Origin of the sequence: Loigolactobacillus coryniformis subsp. coryniformis KCTC 3167 = DSM 20001, assembly GCF_002706425.1 — a bacterium.
In the GTDB taxonomy this organism is placed as follows: domain Bacteria; phylum Bacillota; class Bacilli; order Lactobacillales; family Lactobacillaceae; genus Loigolactobacillus; species Loigolactobacillus coryniformis.
Genome location: NZ_CP017713.1, coordinates 2,421,606 through 2,438,532 on the forward strand (window position 1 = coordinate 2,421,606; position 16,927 = coordinate 2,438,532).

General features: G+C 41.5%; 13 protein-coding genes and 2 pseudogenes. 12 read left to right on the forward strand and 3 right to left on the reverse strand.

Annotated features, from left to right (window positions below; genetic code table 11):
• Nucleotides 1-584 precede the first annotated feature (584 nt).
• The 6 genes and pseudogenes from LC20001_RS11875 (at nt 585) to LC20001_RS11895 (ending at nt 6,122) form a co-directional block, all read left to right on the forward strand.
• Nucleotides 585-1,193, forward strand: coding sequence for a TetR/AcrR family transcriptional regulator (locus LC20001_RS11875; RefSeq protein WP_003677444.1), 609 nt, complete (start codon nt 585-587; stop codon nt 1,191-1,193).
• Nucleotides 1,194-1,471: 278 nt separating this feature from the next.
• On the forward strand, nt 1,472-2,278 hold the full coding sequence (locus tag LC20001_RS11880) for a tyrosine-protein phosphatase (RefSeq protein WP_003677443.1): 807 nt from the start codon (nt 1,472-1,474) through the stop codon (nt 2,276-2,278).
• A 641-nt stretch (nt 2,279-2,919) separates the two neighbouring features.
• A pseudogene (gene kduI, locus LC20001_RS11885) lies at nt 2,920-3,765 on the forward strand (5-dehydro-4-deoxy-D-glucuronate isomerase).
• A gap of 174 nt (nt 3,766-3,939) precedes the next feature.
• Complete coding sequence (locus LC20001_RS14700) at nt 3,940-4,674, forward strand: 2-keto-3-deoxygluconate permease (RefSeq protein ID WP_010012085.1); 735 nt, start codon at nt 3,940-3,942, stop codon at nt 4,672-4,674.
• A complete protein-coding gene (locus tag LC20001_RS14705) occupies nt 4,592-5,011 on the forward strand; it encodes a 2-keto-3-deoxygluconate permease (protein WP_258421029.1) in 420 nt (139 codons plus the stop codon). Before LC20001_RS14700 ends, LC20001_RS14705 begins: the two co-directional genes overlap by 83 nt.
• Before the next feature lie 148 nt (nt 5,012-5,159).
• Nucleotides 5,160-6,122, forward strand: coding sequence for a sugar kinase (locus tag LC20001_RS11895; protein ID WP_003677441.1), 963 nt, complete (start codon nt 5,160-5,162; stop codon nt 6,120-6,122).
• A 49-nt stretch (nt 6,123-6,171) separates the two neighbouring features.
• Here the strand turns inward: LC20001_RS11895 and LC20001_RS11900 are convergent, their stop codons facing one another.
• The gene (locus LC20001_RS11900; protein WP_010012088.1) at nt 6,172-7,317 is read right to left on the reverse strand and encodes an ArgE/DapE family deacylase; all 1,146 of its coding nucleotides are present in this window, start codon (nt 7,315-7,317) and stop codon (nt 6,172-6,174) included.
• A gap of 192 nt (nt 7,318-7,509) precedes the next feature.
• Between LC20001_RS11900 and LC20001_RS11905 the strand changes: the two genes are divergently transcribed.
• From LC20001_RS11905 to LC20001_RS11920, 4 genes and pseudogenes are all read left to right on the forward strand, one after another.
• A complete protein-coding gene (locus LC20001_RS11905) occupies nt 7,510-8,433 on the forward strand; it encodes an IS30 family transposase (RefSeq protein WP_099267109.1) in 924 nt (307 codons plus the stop codon).
• A gap of 306 nt (nt 8,434-8,739) precedes the next feature.
• On the forward strand, nt 8,740-9,597 hold the full coding sequence (locus LC20001_RS11910) for an SDR family oxidoreductase (protein ID WP_010012090.1): 858 nt from the start codon (nt 8,740-8,742) through the stop codon (nt 9,595-9,597).
• A gap of 9 nt (nt 9,598-9,606) precedes the next feature.
• Nucleotides 9,607-10,038: an Rrf2 family transcriptional regulator gene (locus LC20001_RS11915; protein ID WP_003677437.1), complete on the forward strand. Its 432-nt coding sequence runs from the start codon at nt 9,607-9,609 to the stop codon at nt 10,036-10,038.
• A 204-nt stretch (nt 10,039-10,242) separates the two neighbouring features.
• Nucleotides 10,243-11,591, forward strand: a pseudogene (locus tag LC20001_RS11920) (IS4 family transposase).
• A 131-nt stretch (nt 11,592-11,722) separates the two neighbouring features.
• Here the strand turns inward: LC20001_RS11920 and LC20001_RS11925 are convergent.
• Both LC20001_RS11925 and LC20001_RS11930 read right to left on the reverse strand, forming a co-directional pair.
• Nucleotides 11,723-13,108, reverse strand: a complete 1,386-nt coding sequence (locus LC20001_RS11925; RefSeq protein WP_010012091.1) for a DHA2 family efflux MFS transporter permease subunit — start codon at nt 13,106-13,108, stop codon at nt 11,723-11,725.
• Nucleotides 13,109-13,293: 185 nt separating this feature from the next.
• Complete coding sequence (locus LC20001_RS11930) at nt 13,294-13,884, reverse strand: CvpA family protein (protein ID WP_010012092.1); 591 nt, start codon at nt 13,882-13,884, stop codon at nt 13,294-13,296.
• Between the two features lie 352 nt (nt 13,885-14,236).
• On the opposite strand from LC20001_RS11930, the gene LC20001_RS11935 reads away from it, so the two are divergent.
• Nucleotides 14,237-15,589 carry a hemolysin family protein gene (locus LC20001_RS11935; protein ID WP_176720061.1) on the forward strand — a complete coding sequence of 451 codons (1,353 nt, stop codon included), beginning with the start codon at nt 14,237-14,239 and terminating at the stop codon, nt 15,587-15,589.
• A 169-nt stretch (nt 15,590-15,758) separates the two neighbouring features.
• Nucleotides 15,759-16,907, forward strand: coding sequence for an LCP family protein (locus LC20001_RS11940; RefSeq protein ID WP_010012094.1), 1,149 nt, complete (start codon nt 15,759-15,761; stop codon nt 16,905-16,907).
• The last annotated feature ends 20 nt before the right edge of the window (nt 16,908-16,927 follow it).

Consider the following 16,927-nt stretch of genomic DNA (forward strand, 5'->3'; position numbering starts at 1 on the left):
TTACACTCAGAGTGTTGGGAAAAGCGTTCAGATTTTGAGCACTAGCCTGCTACTCCACGAAAGTAGTGGATTATTAGCAAAGACCACTAATAATCTAGATGCTACGGTCGCTGACCATTCTTGTGGCAAAATTTGTGCCGCAAGAAACATGGCAGTAAGGCAATATGTCGCCACCCAGTGATACGTTTGACTTACATAGCTAGGCGCAGAAATCTGCTTGTTCCAACACGTTTACGCTCAATCAGTCTAAAAAACATCCATCACGACGCCAACACTATTCACCACAGAAAGCGAACACGTGTTGAATATCCAACAGAATGTCTGTTATACTATTTGTGTTTAGTTTACGACTTCACAAAAATATTTCAATCAGCAATTTCCGCTAGTTTGTGCGATAAGCAACGGATCAAACCGAATTGTTGACTAAATTAGTAAAAAATAGACCGATTACAAAATACTGTTAACGATATTTTTCACAATTGAAAATCATTCTCAATTAGATACTGAAGTCGATTATTTGCTATTGTACGAAAAACACGCTCACTGAGCACTGAATAAGCTTCAAGAAATGGAGTAATCAAAAAATGGCTAAAAAAGTGGATCTGCGCATCTTGCGCACCAAAAAAATGATATTTGCCGCCTTCATGCAGCTAGTTGAGGAAGAAGGTTTCGATGCGGTGACGATCCAAGAAATTGCCGATAAAGCCATGATCAATCGGACCACTTTTTATGCCCATTTTAAGGATAAACAAGATCTGTACGATCAGATTTTTACGACGAGCATGGTGCCGTTTCTGAAGATTCTCGATGGTGAGACGATCAGCGGCAATCAAATCAAATTAAAAACCGTTACTAGCTTATTAACGCGTTTATTCACCGAAATCAAAGCTAACCGGCAATTCTATATGCTGGCACTTGATGGTGCTAATGCCATGCGTTTATCCGAATTATTGCACGATTTATTAGCCCAGCACTATGCGGAAATCTTTGATCACCTTTTGATCACCCACAACCAGAAAAAGATTCCCACCGACTTTATCATTTCTTACATGACCTCAATTTTTATTGGCACCGTCAATTGGTGGGTACGCGCTGATAGTGATTTTTCACCTGAGCACATGGCTAAGTTAGTCATCCAACTAGTCGCTAATGGTCACCTGACTGTTCTAGGGATCGAAGTACTGGACGATTAGTGAGTTTTCACGGCAGCTTTCAGCGCTGATTTGTGGTAAGGTAAGTCTTGTTTAGAAATGTTGTTAAGTTAGTGTTTATCAAAAAGTTTAGTGGAAACGTGGTTGAAAAAGCGGATTTATGTACCTAGCTATTACAAGAATGGTCAACACCCGTAGCGCCAAAGATTATTAGTGGTCTTTGCTAATAAATCCACCATTGCTGCGAAGTAGTAAGCTAGTGCTCAAAATCTGGGCGCTTTTTTAATTCACTTTAAAGTTCTTTGAAAGGATTGGAATCGATGACGACAGAAGTAACTGATTTACGGGCACTCCCAATTACAAGCGGCAGTAACTTTCGCGAATTAGGTGGCTATCAAACGATCAATGGTCAGCACATTAAATACCATAAAGTACTGCGTTCCGGCCGCTTGGCGCCACTTAATCAACACGACCTCACCTACCTCGACAACTATGGTGTGCGAATTGATGTTGACTTGCGCTCCGCCGATGAAGTCAAACAAGCTCCAGACAAGGTGCCCACCAATGCCACCTACAAATATTTACCAGTGTTTGACTACGATCAAACACAAAACTCACAAACATTACAGCAACTAGAACTTGAATATCAAGGTAATCCCAATCATGGTCATGAACACATGAAAACTGTTTATCATAATATGATTGCGGATCCTCACGCTAAACAGATCTATCATCAGTTCTTCGAGCTTTTGTTAAGTAATTCTGCTGACGGCGCTGCGACTTTATTCCATTGCACTGCCGGTAAAGATCGGACTGGAATGGCAGCTGTTTTCTTCATGACCGCGCTTGGTGTCGATGCCAAAACGATCAAAACCGACTATCTGCTAACCAATACGATTGCCGCACCGCATATCAACGCACGGTTAAACGAATTAAAAACGCAACACGCGTCTGCCGATACGATTGCTAATATTCGCTCATTACTCAGCGTCCATGCCGATTACTTGGCAACAGCGCTTAAGCAAGTCAAACAAGAGTCTGGCGACCTCAACAACTATTTGCATGAGGGATTACAATTAACCGATCACGATCTGCAAGATCTACGTAAAATCTATTTAACTGATTAAAAAAACGCCGACCAAGTTAATTTCATGAGAAATTAACTTGGTCGGCGTTTTTTTAATCCGCAGCATTTCCTTATCCTCATAGTATGTAGTTGCGCTTCAAAATTAACAATCAACGTTAAAAATTGCCTTGGTAGTCAATCGCTCCAAGTCCTGCAGTTGGTGTAAACACACTTGATAATAGCGACTGGGACTTTCAAATACAAGCACATCCAGTTCACGAATTCGTCACCTAGTGCTAATAAGTATTGCCGTAACCCAATATAACTAAAACTACGCATATAAACAACCTCACTTTCATTAAATGTTATTAGTAGCAAGTCATTAAACGCCTCTAGTTCATAACTTAGTTATTGCGGTTTAAGAAAGCGTTTACTCTAATACCAAAATAAACTACTATCAAAAGTCAAAGCAAGTTTTATGCTTTTCTAAAGTAAATTTTATCCGCTACAGTTAATTAAAATACGGTTTAGCAAGTCTTTTATAAAACAGCAGCGATAAAAGACTATTTTAGAGTTCATTTAATTATATTTAAAATTATCATAATTAAGTATATTCCCTGTGTTTTTATTAATAATCATTTTATGATTACAACATAAACTAGCAACGTCATTTCTTTTTAAGAAATAGAGGAGGTAAGTCAAATGAGCTTTCAAATGACCACTAATCACGCACATAGTCCCCAAGATATTGAGCACTACAGTACTACTGACCTACGTGACCAATTTCTGATGGAAAAGTTATTCAGTCCTGCCGATATTTTATTAACTTATACTTACAACGATCGGATGATCTTTAGCGGTGTCACCCCCACAACGACTGGCTTAGAAATCAAATTAGATCAGCAACTAGGTGTTGATTTCTTCCTGCAACGCCGTTAACTCGGTTTTATTAATATTGGCGGCAGCGGTATGATCACCATTGACGGTCACAAAGATACGGTTGCTACCCACGACGGCTATTATATTGGCATGGGCACCAAACAGATTATTTTTGAATCCACTGATCCGGCAAATCCTGCTAAATTCTACATCGTTTCCACACCAGCCCATAAAAACTATCCGAATAAAAAGCTCCCCTTCGCTGAGGCGATCGCCATGCCTAAGGGTGACCAAGCACACATGAATAAGCGGACGATTCATAAATATATCGATGCTTCACAAATGGATACCTGCCAATTACAAATGGGCTATACCGTGCTGGAACCGGGCAACGCATGGAACACTATGCCAGCCCACACCCACGCGCGCCGGATGGAAACCTATATGTACTGCGAATTTGCCACACCAGATACGCGGGTGATCCATTATTTAGGCGAACCCGGTGCCAGTAAACATATTTTTGTTGAACCAGAACAAGCCGTCGTCAATCCAAGCTGGTCGATCCACTGCGGTGTAGGCACAACTAGTTACGCTTTTATCTGGGCAATGTGCGGCGAAAACCAGACCTACGATGATATGGACGAAGTTGATATGCATGATCTGCGCTAATACTACTCAATTTAGTTTTCATTTCGATACCGTAATTTAGCCTTAGTCCTATTGTGTTTTTTTAATACAACTTGTGATTTTATTAACTTTTAGAAGCATTGAATAATAAAGCCAAAAACTATAATTAAGCATTTATTGTGAAATTAAGAATAACAAGTTCAGGAGGATAGTATAATGCAAATCAAAAAAAGTATTGAAAAAATCCCCGGCGGCATGATGGTCGTTCCCCTATTTCTTGGTACTTTAGTCAACACTCTTTGGCCCGGCGTTGATAAATTTTACGGCGGCTTTACCGGTAGTTACTTAACTGGGTCCTCGGTGATCCTGTTCATCTTTTTCTTCGCGGTAGGTACCACGATCGACTTGAAGCAAACTGGTTACATTGCTAAAAAAGGGCTATCACTATTAGTCACCAAAGTATTGGTCGCCGCATTACTAGGTGTGACGCTGAACGCTTTTCTGCCTAAAGGTGGCGTTACCTCTGGTCTATTCACTGGCTTATCCGTTTTAGCCGTGATCGCCTCATTTAACGAAACTAACGGGGGCCTATATATGGCCTTGATGACTACCTTAGGGCGTAAAGAAGATGCCGCCGGTTTTCCGTTTATCAGTATTGAATCAGGTCCTTTTATGACGATGGTCACCATGGGCGTCGCTGGAATTGCTTCGTTCCCATGGCAAGCTTTGGTTTCAACCTTGATTCCGTTTGTTGTCGGGATTGCTTTAGGGTCATTGGACCATAGTTTCCGCAAATTATTTGGACCGATGGTACCGGCATTAGTCCCATTTCTTCGCCTTTACTTTAGGCTACAGCCTCAACTTTGGTATGATCCTCAAATCCGGCTTCGTCGGTATTTTTATGGGCTTTGCGGTCGTCTTAGTTTCTGGCGCTGCCCTAGCCTTCGTTGATCGTTTCTTCACCAAATCTGATGGTGTCGCAGGCTGGGCCGCTTCCTCCACTGCCGGTGCCGCAGTAGCCGTACCTTACGCAATTGCTTCGACCAACGGTGATTTTGCCGGAACTGCTGCCTCTGCCACCGCCATCGTCGCAACTAGTGTTTTAGTTTCTTCAATCCTAACGCCGATCGTTACCATGTACTTTGAAAAACGTGCGCGGCGTAAAGGTTTGCCAATCGTGCCCGAAAAGTACCGCAAGCGTTTTGAAGAAAATACTTCAGTTGAAGTTGATCTGAAGGCAACACAAGTAGAAAACATTAAACAATCCGCGACCGCTAAAAATAAATAAGCAGGTCATTAGTTTAACCGTAACTTCAATACCACGAACATCCAAAGCTTCTTAGTGTTTTTGCTAAGAAACCACCCTAGAGCCATGTTGCAACTTAGCGCCCTTTGCTAAAAAACCATCCCAAATTGTGAGATAGAGGTAACTTTTAATGAGTGAATTTTTAACGATTGGTGAGCCCTTAGTCGTTTTTGCTGCCCAAGAAGTAGATACTAAACTAGCTGACGCCACGCATTTTCAAAAGTTTCTGGCTGGTGCGGAGTTAAATGTTGCCGTAGGTGTTTCCCGTCTGGGGCATGCCAGCCAATACGTTTCTCAAGTCGGTCAGGATCCATTTGGTGAGTTTATTATTAACGCCATTCAAGCTAATAATATCGCAACGGATAATATTACCACCACACCGGATGCTTGGACTGGCTATCAGCTAAAAGAAAAAGTTTCCAGTGGTGATCCGAATACCTTTTATTTCCGTAAAAACTCAGCTGCCGCGCAATTAACTCCGGCAGCTATCGATAATATCGACTTTACTGGTCTCAAACATATTCATCTATCCGGCATTTTTCCTGCTTTATCCAACAATAGCCGGGCCGCTTTTCAGCGTCTGATCGATAAAGCCCGTGAACAGAACATTACGACTACTTTTGACCCTAATTTACGGCCAGCGCTGTGGGCATCGGAAGCGGAAATGATAGCGACCATTAATGATTTTGCCGGGCAAGCTGACATTGTAATGCCGGGGATCAATGAAGGTCAGATCTTGTTAGGCAGCACTGATCCTAATACGATTGCTGATTTTTATTTAGCTAAAGGTGCTAAATTAGTGATCGTAAAAGTTGGCGCTGAAGGTGCTTTTGCCAAAACAAAAACTCGTAGCTATTTTGTACCTGGTTTCGCCGTCAAACAAGTAGTGGATACCGTTGGCGCTGGGGATGGCTTTGCGGTCGGTTTTATCACTGCCCGACTAGAGGGCTTATCGATCGAGGCCGCCCTACAACGCGGTAACGCGATCGGTGCCCTGGCCGTACAACATCCCGGTGACAATGACGGTTATCCGACTGCAGTTGAACTACAACGCTTTTTAGATCAGAGTACGACCCTAGAGGTAGCCGAATAAAATTACCTCATCAAAAAACGCCTTGCAAAAATTTGCGAGACGTTTTTGTTTATCGTAAAAATTGTAAAATAACTTGTTGATAGATCGTAATGGCTGCTGTATAGTCCTTGATCGCTACATATTCATCGGCTTGATGGCCACTATCATTCCCAGGACCAAAAATAACTACGGGAAATTTTTGTGCTGCCCGAATGAATTCCGAGGCATCCGTGGCGCCACTATCACCAACCACCGCAACTTTATGGCCTAATGTATGCGTCGCTACCTTACGGAACAACTGAACAAATGGGGCCTGCGGATTACCAGGTAACGGACTTTCTGGATAATGATACGTTAATTGTAGCTCATTTTCCGGTTGCTGATTAAGTTCGGCTACTAATGCTTCGATCTCCGCCATCAACGGTTGATTGGGATACAATGGCGTCGTGCGAATATTACCATATAATCGTGCCCGCGCAGGAATTGAATTGATCTGCTCACCGCCAGCGATTTGCGTCACATTATGTAAAAGTGGTCCCAATACTGGATCGACCTTCGTTTTCGGTGTCATCAACGTTGTGATTGCTTCATAAAAACGAAATAGCTGATCAATGGCATTGTTGCCGGCTGCTGGATTAGCGCTGTGCGCTGCTTTCCCTGTAGCCGATACTTCATAATCGATCACACCACGATGCGTATATTCAACTTGCAGATTACTTGGTTCAGCAACGATCAATGCATCCAGCTCATCGGCAAAGCCTTGCCGTGTCAATTGTGCTGCACCGTAATTACCAGTTTCCTCACCAACGGTAGCAAACAAACGTATCGTCCCGGCAAAGCTACGTTTCTCAGCTAATAAATCTAGCAGCACGTAGATCAAGGCCGCGAGCCCACCTTTCATATCACTGGCACCACGTCCGTAAACATTATCCGTATCCATTTCCCCCGCAAATGGTGGATGATGCCAAGCACTGATGTCCCCTGGCGAAACCACATCCAAATGACCAGATAGACCGAGTGTTTTACCCGGTTGATCACCATGGATCGTGATCACTAAATTAGAACGACCTGGCGCGTAATTAACTTCTGTTACTTGTGCTGCTGGATATTGATCGAATAACAATTTAATATAGTCAGCCACTTGGGCTTCATGATTATTCACCGATTTAATTTTTAATAGCTCTTGCAATAAAATCAATGCTTTGCGCTTGTCCATTAACTGGTAACCTCTTTCACCCGATTTTATCCTTAATGATAGCAGAAAATCAGCTGGAATGACGTAAATTAAATAAAAATTGTTAATATTTGGTAGATTGTAAAATTTAAGTTGAACATATTAGTGGACAGAAAAACCCGTAAAGGTCTTTAATGGTGTCACCACAACATTCCACTAGAAAGAAGGACCTTTATGGGCACCACTATTTTATCATTTGAAGACCGCGTTGTCATCGAAACACTTCATCATGAAAAGCACTCACTTCAATATATTGCCGATTATTTAGGCTTTAGTAAAACCACTATCTTTAATGAGGTTCATCGCTTAGCTGGTGAGTATCACGCAGTTAAGGCTCAAACTGACCATGAAGTTAAACTTAGTCATCGTGGTCGTAAAACCATCTTAACGACTAACCTAAAGCGATTGATTGAAGAAAAAATCAAGATCCAAAAATGGTCAATTGAACAAGTGGCTCATGTAGTTAGAATTGCCTACAAAACCATCTATAACTGGATTGATCAGGGACTACTGGATATTAATGTGACTGATTTACCTGACCATGGTATTCGTCGCAAACGATCTAAAGAAACCCGTGGTAGTTTTAGTCATGGACGTTCCATCGAAGATCGTCCAGCTGAAATTTCTGATCGTAATACTTCAGGTCACTTCGAAGCTGATACAGTTTTATCTGGAAAACGTAAAGGTCAAGCAGTAGCTACGTTTGTCGAGCGTAAGAGTCGGCTTACCATCGTTAAACGGCTTAATGGACGAGATAGTACTTCAATGACCAAGGCTATTTTAGAATTGGCTAACCAGTTAGGAGATAATCTCAAGACCCTTACTGTTGACCATGGGAAAGAATTCGCCAACTACAATTTGATTGAAGAACAGGCCGGTGTTCCGCTGTACTTTGCGCACGCTTATTCGCCACATGAACGAGGCAGTAATGAAAATCGCAACCGAGTACTACGCCGCTTCATTCCCAAAGGTCAACCGATTGATGAGATTACCGATGATGAATTGATTCAAATTAACTGGTATTTGAATTCCCGACCACTCAAATGTTTAAATTGGCGAACACCGATTGAGATCTTTTTGCGTAATCTGCGTTACTAAATTTGTTCAAGTTATTTCTTGCAATCTGCCATTTGCTTCAATTCACAGCTTAATATTTTCTTGAACAACGTTATTTTTAACCTTTACAAAGTAGCCTCGCTTCGCCAAATAACCTGCTAGGCCAACAATTATAGCCCAATTTTTGGGTTAAATGAATAACTTTATTTTATACTAATTTTTTAGCAAAAGAGCCACCAGAGCTAAACAATTACCGAAGTAGCAATCTGTTGACTTTAAAACAACATGTGTTAGCATATAGTTGTTAATAATAAAACAACATCTGATTTTGAAAGGAAGTTTTTACTCATGAAATATGCAATTACTGGCGCAACTGGGCACTTTGGACAACTTGCGCTCAAGGAACTTTTAAAACTTACCGCCAGTCAGAATATCATCGCAATCGCACGCAACGTCGCTAAGGCTAAGAAATTATTACCACAAGGTATTGAGATCCGACAAGCCGATTATACCGATGAAACAACTATGGCAAACGCCTTACAGGGCGTCGACCGCTTACTTTTCATTTCCTCACTACCAGGTGAGTCAGTCGCTCGTGCTGTCCAACATCAAAATGTGGTTAACGCTTTAGTCGCAGCGCATGTAAAATTTGTTGCTTACACTAGTTTTCCTAATGCCCAAAATTCAATTAGCGCCTTAGCCAGCGATCATAGAATCACTGAAACTGCTATTAAAAACAGTGGCGTCGCCCATGCATTTTTACGTAATAATTGGTATTTAGAAAACGAAATCGGCTTTTTACAAAGTGGCGCCGCAAATCAAACCGCTGCTTACTGGGCAAGTGGTAAAGCTGGCTGGGCACTAGAACGTGAATTTGCCGCAGCCGCCGCTAAAGTGTTAACATTAAATGAGCCAAAAGAAGTTTACGAATTCGCCGGTCCAGCACGGTCCTATGCTGAACTAGGCGCAGCTCTGCAACAAGCCACTGGTCATCATTTTGCGGTCAAACAAATGACGACAGCTGAATATCAGAATAACTTAGTGGCCACTGGACTAGATGCCAATACGGCTGCGCTTTTTGCTTCATTCCAAGAACCAATCAATGATGGTTCCTTAAACGAAACAACAATTGATCTGCCAGCGGTTCTGGGGCATGAATTAACTAGTCTGCCGGAAGCAATTAATGAAATTATTAAGCGAAATTAGGTGTAAAGCGTGAAGTACTCACACAAGTTAAGTGACGCAATTCATATTCTGGCCTATTTGATCATCTGTAAAGACGGTGATCTTTCTAGTAAGGCGATTGCTGCAAGTATCGAAGCAAATGCCAGTGTTGTCCGTAATTTAATGTCTGATCTAAGAAAAGCTGGTTTGATCAATACCAAACCTGGCAGTGCCACCACTACACTGAGTGTGGCGCCCGATCAAATCACCATTTTAAACGTCTATCAAGCAATCACCATGGATCACAACCTACTGCATATCGATCCTAAAACTAATCCTCAATGTATCGTTGGTGGGAATATTCAAGAAACACTAAACATGTATTATGCTGACATTGAAGCAACAGCCTTTCAGCGGATGAACGAAATTACGCTGCAGAATATTACGGAGGACATTTTAGCTCGTGAGCACATGAAATCGTAATTATGACTAAATAAAACCTATTAAGTTGGCCAATTACCAACCTAGCAGGTTTTATTTTTCATAATATCTAAAGGTTGAAAGTTAATATTTCCACTTAAGCCCTGATCTGTTAGGGCTTTTTTGCTACAAAAATAGACATGAAACCATTCACATCTGTATACTTAAAGCGTCTAAACAAAAACCATACAGAGGAGTTTCATGCCTATGTCTACTATACAATACAATGACACTGATATTCATCATTCTTTTGCTCATTTTTCAAAATTGGTCCATCTCTCCGCTATTTTGCGTCGTGTCAATATCCATAAATCGCGCGGTATTAAAACTGAACGCTTATTTGAATGGTTATTGACCACCATCTTTAATCGCTACTCCATTTTTAGAGCAGAAAAGGCTAACGATTTTTCAAAACGAACTGTTCGCAATTGTCTAAATGATCCACATATTAATTGGCAACGGCTGGTTCAGCTATTAGCGATCCATTTGATCCAATACGTGCAACATTTTACCGATCCAAGACGGCGACAAGCCTTGATCATTGATGATTCATTGTTTAAACGTGAATTTTCACGCAAAACCGAATTATTAGCTCGTGTTTTGACCACGACAAACAGCAGTATTTTAAAGGCTTTAGGACACTAACTTTAGGCTGGAGTGACGGCAATACTTTTTTACCGCTGAACTTTGCCTTGATGTCATCAAGCCACGCCAAAAATCGGTTTGGGCACCTTAAGTCCAGTGATCAACGATCACTGGCCGCGAAACGACGTACACAGGCAACCCGTAAAATGACCGATGTCGCTTTAGAATTAGTAGATGATGCAATCAAATCCGGCATCAAGGCCAAGTACGTCTTATTCGATAGCTGGTATGCATCACCGCGTATGTTTGCGGCATTGCTAAAACGTCATTGTCATGGGATTGGTATGTTGAAAAAAACTAAAAAAGTCTATTTTCGTTATCGTGGCCGAGAAATGGATATTAAGACTTTATACACTAACTTACGGCGCAGTAAATGGCCAATTAAGGATAGCTATCTATACAGTCCAATCGTCACATTTGAAGTTGATGGCGAAAAAATCCCAATGAAGTTAGTCTTCGTAACCAAACGTGGCCAGGCTGATCAATATCTTGTGTTGGCGACCACAATGACTGACCTAAGACCAGAAGCAATCATTCAGATGTACGGTCGGCGTTGGCAGATCGAATGTTATTTTAAAGTCGCTAAACAATACCTGCAATTTGATCAGACTCAAGTCCAAAGCTATGATGGGCTTTGCGGTCACCTAGCAATGGTCATGTTAAGCTATGACGTCCTTGCATTGGTGCAACGTGAAAATACGGACGACAGGACGCTGGGTGACTTATTCTTCGATTATGGACGACCGTTGCCTGATATTAAGTTAGTAAGTGCGTTGAATTGGCTGATACAAACAATTACTGGTCTAGGTGAAAAACTCGACATGGCGGTTGAAACATTAACTATTATTTTTGACGAATTTATAAAAGCATTACCGAATAGCCTGGCCAGGCTACTCGGTAATGCTCAATGAAGTGGAAACTAGTAATATATCGTGCCATAACCGTTTGACATCAATGGTTACGGTCTATTTTGATACTTTCAACCTTTAGATAATATTTAAAGTTTAAAAGCAAAGCTACTTATAGTTGATCAACACCCAATTTAAGCTTTTTGTTTACGCGGTAAAGCAAACGTCAATAGAAAACCTAATACTGCCAAACCAACCGTTAGAGCAAACCCAAACCGCGTGCCACTGGCGACTTTAGCCGCACCAGCTGCAGAACTAGCGGCTTCACCAACCCCTAGCAAACTCGTTGCTAAAGCTGTCGCAATTGCACCACAAATCTGCTGCAAGGTATTCATAATACTACTCCCATCAGCGGATAATTGCTGCGGTAATGCATTTAAGCCATGGGTCTGTGATGGCGACATAGCGAGTGGTGCCCCGATCATTAAAATAACGTGGGCAAACACAACATAGAGATAACTGGAGTCAGCATTCCCAAGGAATAACATCAGCGCACCAATAATCGAAACCAAGAAACCTAACATGGCCGGCATCCGAGCACCAAAGCTATCGTACAAACGACCAGAAATCGATGAAACCACTGCGTTGATAATACCACCAGGTAACATTAACATCCCAGTTAGCGCAACTGGCACCAATAACCCTTTTTGCCAATAGATCGGCAATAAGTACATTGATGTCATAATGATCATAAAGTCGATCATGACCAACCCGGTACCTAAAGAAAAACCGCCATGCGCAAAAGCCTTAACATTGAGAATTGGTTCTGGTAACTTCAATTGCCGGCGGATAAAGAAGAACAACGCCACAATTCCGACAACCAACGCACCAAGAACAATTGGCGAGGTCCAGCCTTTATCACTAGCCAAACTAATTCCGAGAACAACACCACCGAATCCGATCGTGGATAGACAAATTGATAAAGCATCAACATGTGGCCGTGTGATCGGCATCACATTTTTTGTGAAGATAATCGTGGTGATCAAAGCGATCACTAAGAATGGAATCATCGCCCAAAAAATGTACTGCCACGATAAAGCGCCAAGGATCAACCCAGCCACCGTCGGGCCAATTGCTGGTGCAAACATGATCACTAGGCCAATCAAGCCCATTGCTGCACCCCGTTTTTCCAACGGATAAATGGCCAAGGCAACTAAGAAAATCAATGGCAGTAAAATACCTGTCCCAACACCCTGAATCAAACGTCCGATGAATAAGAACGTAAATGATGATGATAAAGCTGCGATCAGTGCCCCAACAATAAAATCACATAACGCAAAAATCAATAATTGCCGTGTTGTGAACCAACGGGTCAATAATCCAGATAATGGCAATAAAATACCGACCATTAATAAATAACCAATAACCAGCCACTGAATCGTCCCAGTGGATACACCCAATTTAGTTGTCAGTGGTGCTAATGCAATATTAAGCGCTGTTTCACTGAACATACCGATGAAGCCACCGATGAGTAGACCAGCCATGATCGGCAAACGTTTAGTCTCTGCGAGATTTTTCATATTGAAAAATCCCCCCTTCCAAAAAGTTATGCCGTAAACCAAATCTGATTTCTGAACACAGAAGATTACTTTAGCAGAAAAATTAAGTTTTCGTAAGTGTAAAATAAGAGATTACCCAAGATGAAGGATAATTTTTAACTAATCAAACAAAAACTCGCCACCATTATCGGTGTCGAGTTTTAGCTCTAAATTGAATTCGCATCTGTTGTAGTTGCTTCATCACTTTGATCAGTGGTCGAGCTACTGTCATCAGTCGTCGTTGAATCTGTGTTATCAGTATCTTCATTATTGAATAAGTACTTTTGTAGCAGTTGGCTAGTTAACACTGGCGTTTTATCGATAATGACTTGCGCAACGCTGGACTGCGAAATTTGATATTGAATCGCCGTATTAGGAATAAAATTCAGCACCGTCAAAACAATGAACAAACCAATATAATTTAACACGAACGCCACTACCGCGCCGGCAACACTATTGACTTGCTTAATGACTGGTAGCCAAGTGATCAATCGTGACCAGCGTGCCAGCAAGCGGACAATAAACCACCCTAATGCGATCATCATTAAAAAGGCGATCGTATTAGTCACACCAAGACTGGCTGCGGCACTGCCTGACCAAGTTGCCAACCAAGCACTAACACTAGGTGCCGCCAGCCGCGCGAAAATATAAACACCAATGTAGCCCAGTGTATAAAGTAATTGGACGATCAAGCCACGCTGCATCCCGCGATAAACAGCCATGATCAAGATTACTGCAATAATAATTGTAACGATCATTATTTGTTCTCCTTAAAATTGGACGTGCTTAATCAGCAAAGTAATACCATGCTGATTTTTATAGCTATGCCATTAATTCATTATTATTAAGGCTAGGCGGCTTTATACCACTTGCCTATTTTTACTTTACCAGACTTTTACCAACTAACCACCGACTTGCGACCGATTTAATATTTGTTTAATTTAGATGACGTCTAAGCTAAAAAGACTGTACATTATTATAATTAGTGCGATAATTAATACCCACTAGTTAATGGAAGTATCAATTACATGGCTAATTTTGGTATCAGGACTTAATTTACTATTTAAACATGGTAGAATAAAGTTATATTGAGTGAAATGAGGAATGATCGTGACTGGTAGTCAAATCGCTGTAAATTCGGTCATCATGTTGATCACCTTTTTATTTGCGGCGTTTTTTGTGGCTTCGGAGTTTGCTTTGGTGCAAACCCGACCAAGCGCACTTGAAGAAGAGTTAGAAAAACGTGGTGGCCACTCTAAAAAAGTTAGTACCGCACTGCATATGGTGCATAATTTAAATGAATATTTATCGACCACTCAAGTTGGGGTCAGTGTCGCCGGCATTATCTTAGGTTGGATCGGCGAAGCCACGGTGGAGACAATTCTAGTTGATTTGTTCAATCTAGGCCATTTAATGAACCCCGCGGCATTACACGCGGTCGGTGCGGTTCTCGGTGTCATCGTGTTAACTTACTTAGAAGTTGTCTTTACCGAAATCGTCCCTAAAAATATCAGTATTGATATGCCATTACCAACGATGATGTTCATTACAACGCCTTTACGTTATTTTCATTTGATTTTCTATCCATTTGTCTGGTTGCTAAATGTTTCAGCCAGCGGTGTCGTTCGTTTAATTGGCTTAAAGCCGGCTGACGAGGAAAATGAGAACTTCTCTCAGGCAGAAATTTTGTCCTTATCCCGTAATGCGGTTAGCGGTGGCCAACTGGAACGGAATGATTATATCTACATGGAACGCGCCTTTGCCATGAATGATAAAATCGCCAAAGATATTATGGTTGATCGAACTTCACTGATTGTTGTGGACGTTACAGCAACGGTAGCTGAAACGATCAAAATGTACATCACTAATGGCTTTAGCCGCTTTCCTGTCGTTGAAAATAATGATAAAGATAAGATCATCGGCTACGTTTACAATTATGATTTGATCAAACAAGCCGAAAACAGCGACCAAATCAAAGTCAGCAAGCTCTTACGTAATATTATCACCGTTCCAGAAACCGCCCCACTACAAAATGTTCTCGCACAAATGGTTCAGAAACGAACCCCGATCGTTGTGGTAGTTGATGAGTACGGTGGTACTAGTGGTATCGTGACCGATAAAGATATCTATGAAGAATTATTTGGTACCGTCAAGGATGAAAACGAAATTCCATCTGATGAATATGTGGAAAAACAAAATGATGGTAGTTACCGGGTTAATGGTAAGATCACCCTTTATGACTTTGAACGTTACTTCAACGTTAAAAGCCGCGAATTTGACGATTCTGACGTAGTCACATTGACCGGCTATATTATGAAAGACCATCCCGCCGTTAAGCCTGATGACGTCTTCAAGATCGATGATTTTACTTTTACCGTTGGTGCAGTTGAGAATGCCTACATCAGTTGGTTTAAGGTTACACGCCAAGTTGACTTGACACCTGATGAAACACCAGAAAAATGATTTTTATTGACGTACCGCTGATTAAGCGGTACTTTTTTTATAACTAAAAACTTTGATTTCATGGTTCTATAGCGCCGCATCTTATAAGCTTATCAAAATATTTAAGCTTGATTTAAGCCACAACTGCTATAATTGCAAAGAATAAGAGGTACATGAAAGGGACTAATTTATGTTGCATAAAAAGAAATCCAGACGATGGCCGAAAATTTTGCTTGCCGTGATTGCAGTTATGTTGCTGGTCGGTGGCGTATTTGCGGCCTATGCCTACTACCAAACTAAACAAACCGCTAATAAGATTTACAAAGCAAGTGACGAGAATGCCTCAGCAGTGGTCAAACAGAAAAAGCCGCTGTCGATCCTATTGTTAGGGATCGATACTGGCGCAGATGGGCGGACAGATAAAGGTCGCTCCGACACTATGATCGTGGCGACGATCAATCCAACCACTAAGAAAACGACTTTTGTCAGTATTCCCCGTGACACCATGGCGGAAATGACGGCCAGCGGTGAAACTAGTATTCAGAAAATCAACTCTGCTTACGAAATTGGTGGCGCCAAAACCGCTAAAAAAACCGTCAGCAAACTATTAAATATTCCAATTAATTATTATTTAACCTTGAATATGGGTGGCTTAGCTAAAATTGTCGATGCCGTTGGTGGCGTCACGGTCACAAGTAACCTGACCTTCACCTTTAATAATATTACGATCAAGAAAGGGACTCACCACCTGAACGGTAAGCAAGCTCTCTCTTTTGCCCGGATGCGTTACGATGATCCTAAGGGTGACTATGGTCGGCAATTGCGGCAACAACAAGTAATCAAGGCTGTCACGAAGAAACTATTGTCATTAAACGGGGTCGCTAATTATCAAAAGATCCTCAGTGTTGTTCAAAACAACCTACAAACAGATCTTAGTTTTTCTGATATGAAGGGCTTGGCGGCTAATTATCGTTCAGCAGCGACTAACATGGTCTCTGATCAACTACAAGGTCAGGATGCCTATATCAACGGTAGTTCCTACCAGATTGCTTCAACTAAAGAAATCAATCGCATCTCGAAGAAATTACGTAAACAATTAAACTTAAGTGCTGAAACTGTCAGCAATAAAGAAACCGAGCTAAATAAGGCAAATCCATACTTTGACGGTGTTACAAATACGACGTACACGATTTATGGTTCCGATAGTACTGTCGATTACGGCACTGGCACCTATAATGATGGCAGCACCTATAGCAGTAGCGACACTACCAACACTTACGATAATACAACTGGCACTGGAACCAATACAGGTCCGGGTATTCCCAATGGCCAGTTTTAATCGAAAAACACGCATAACGC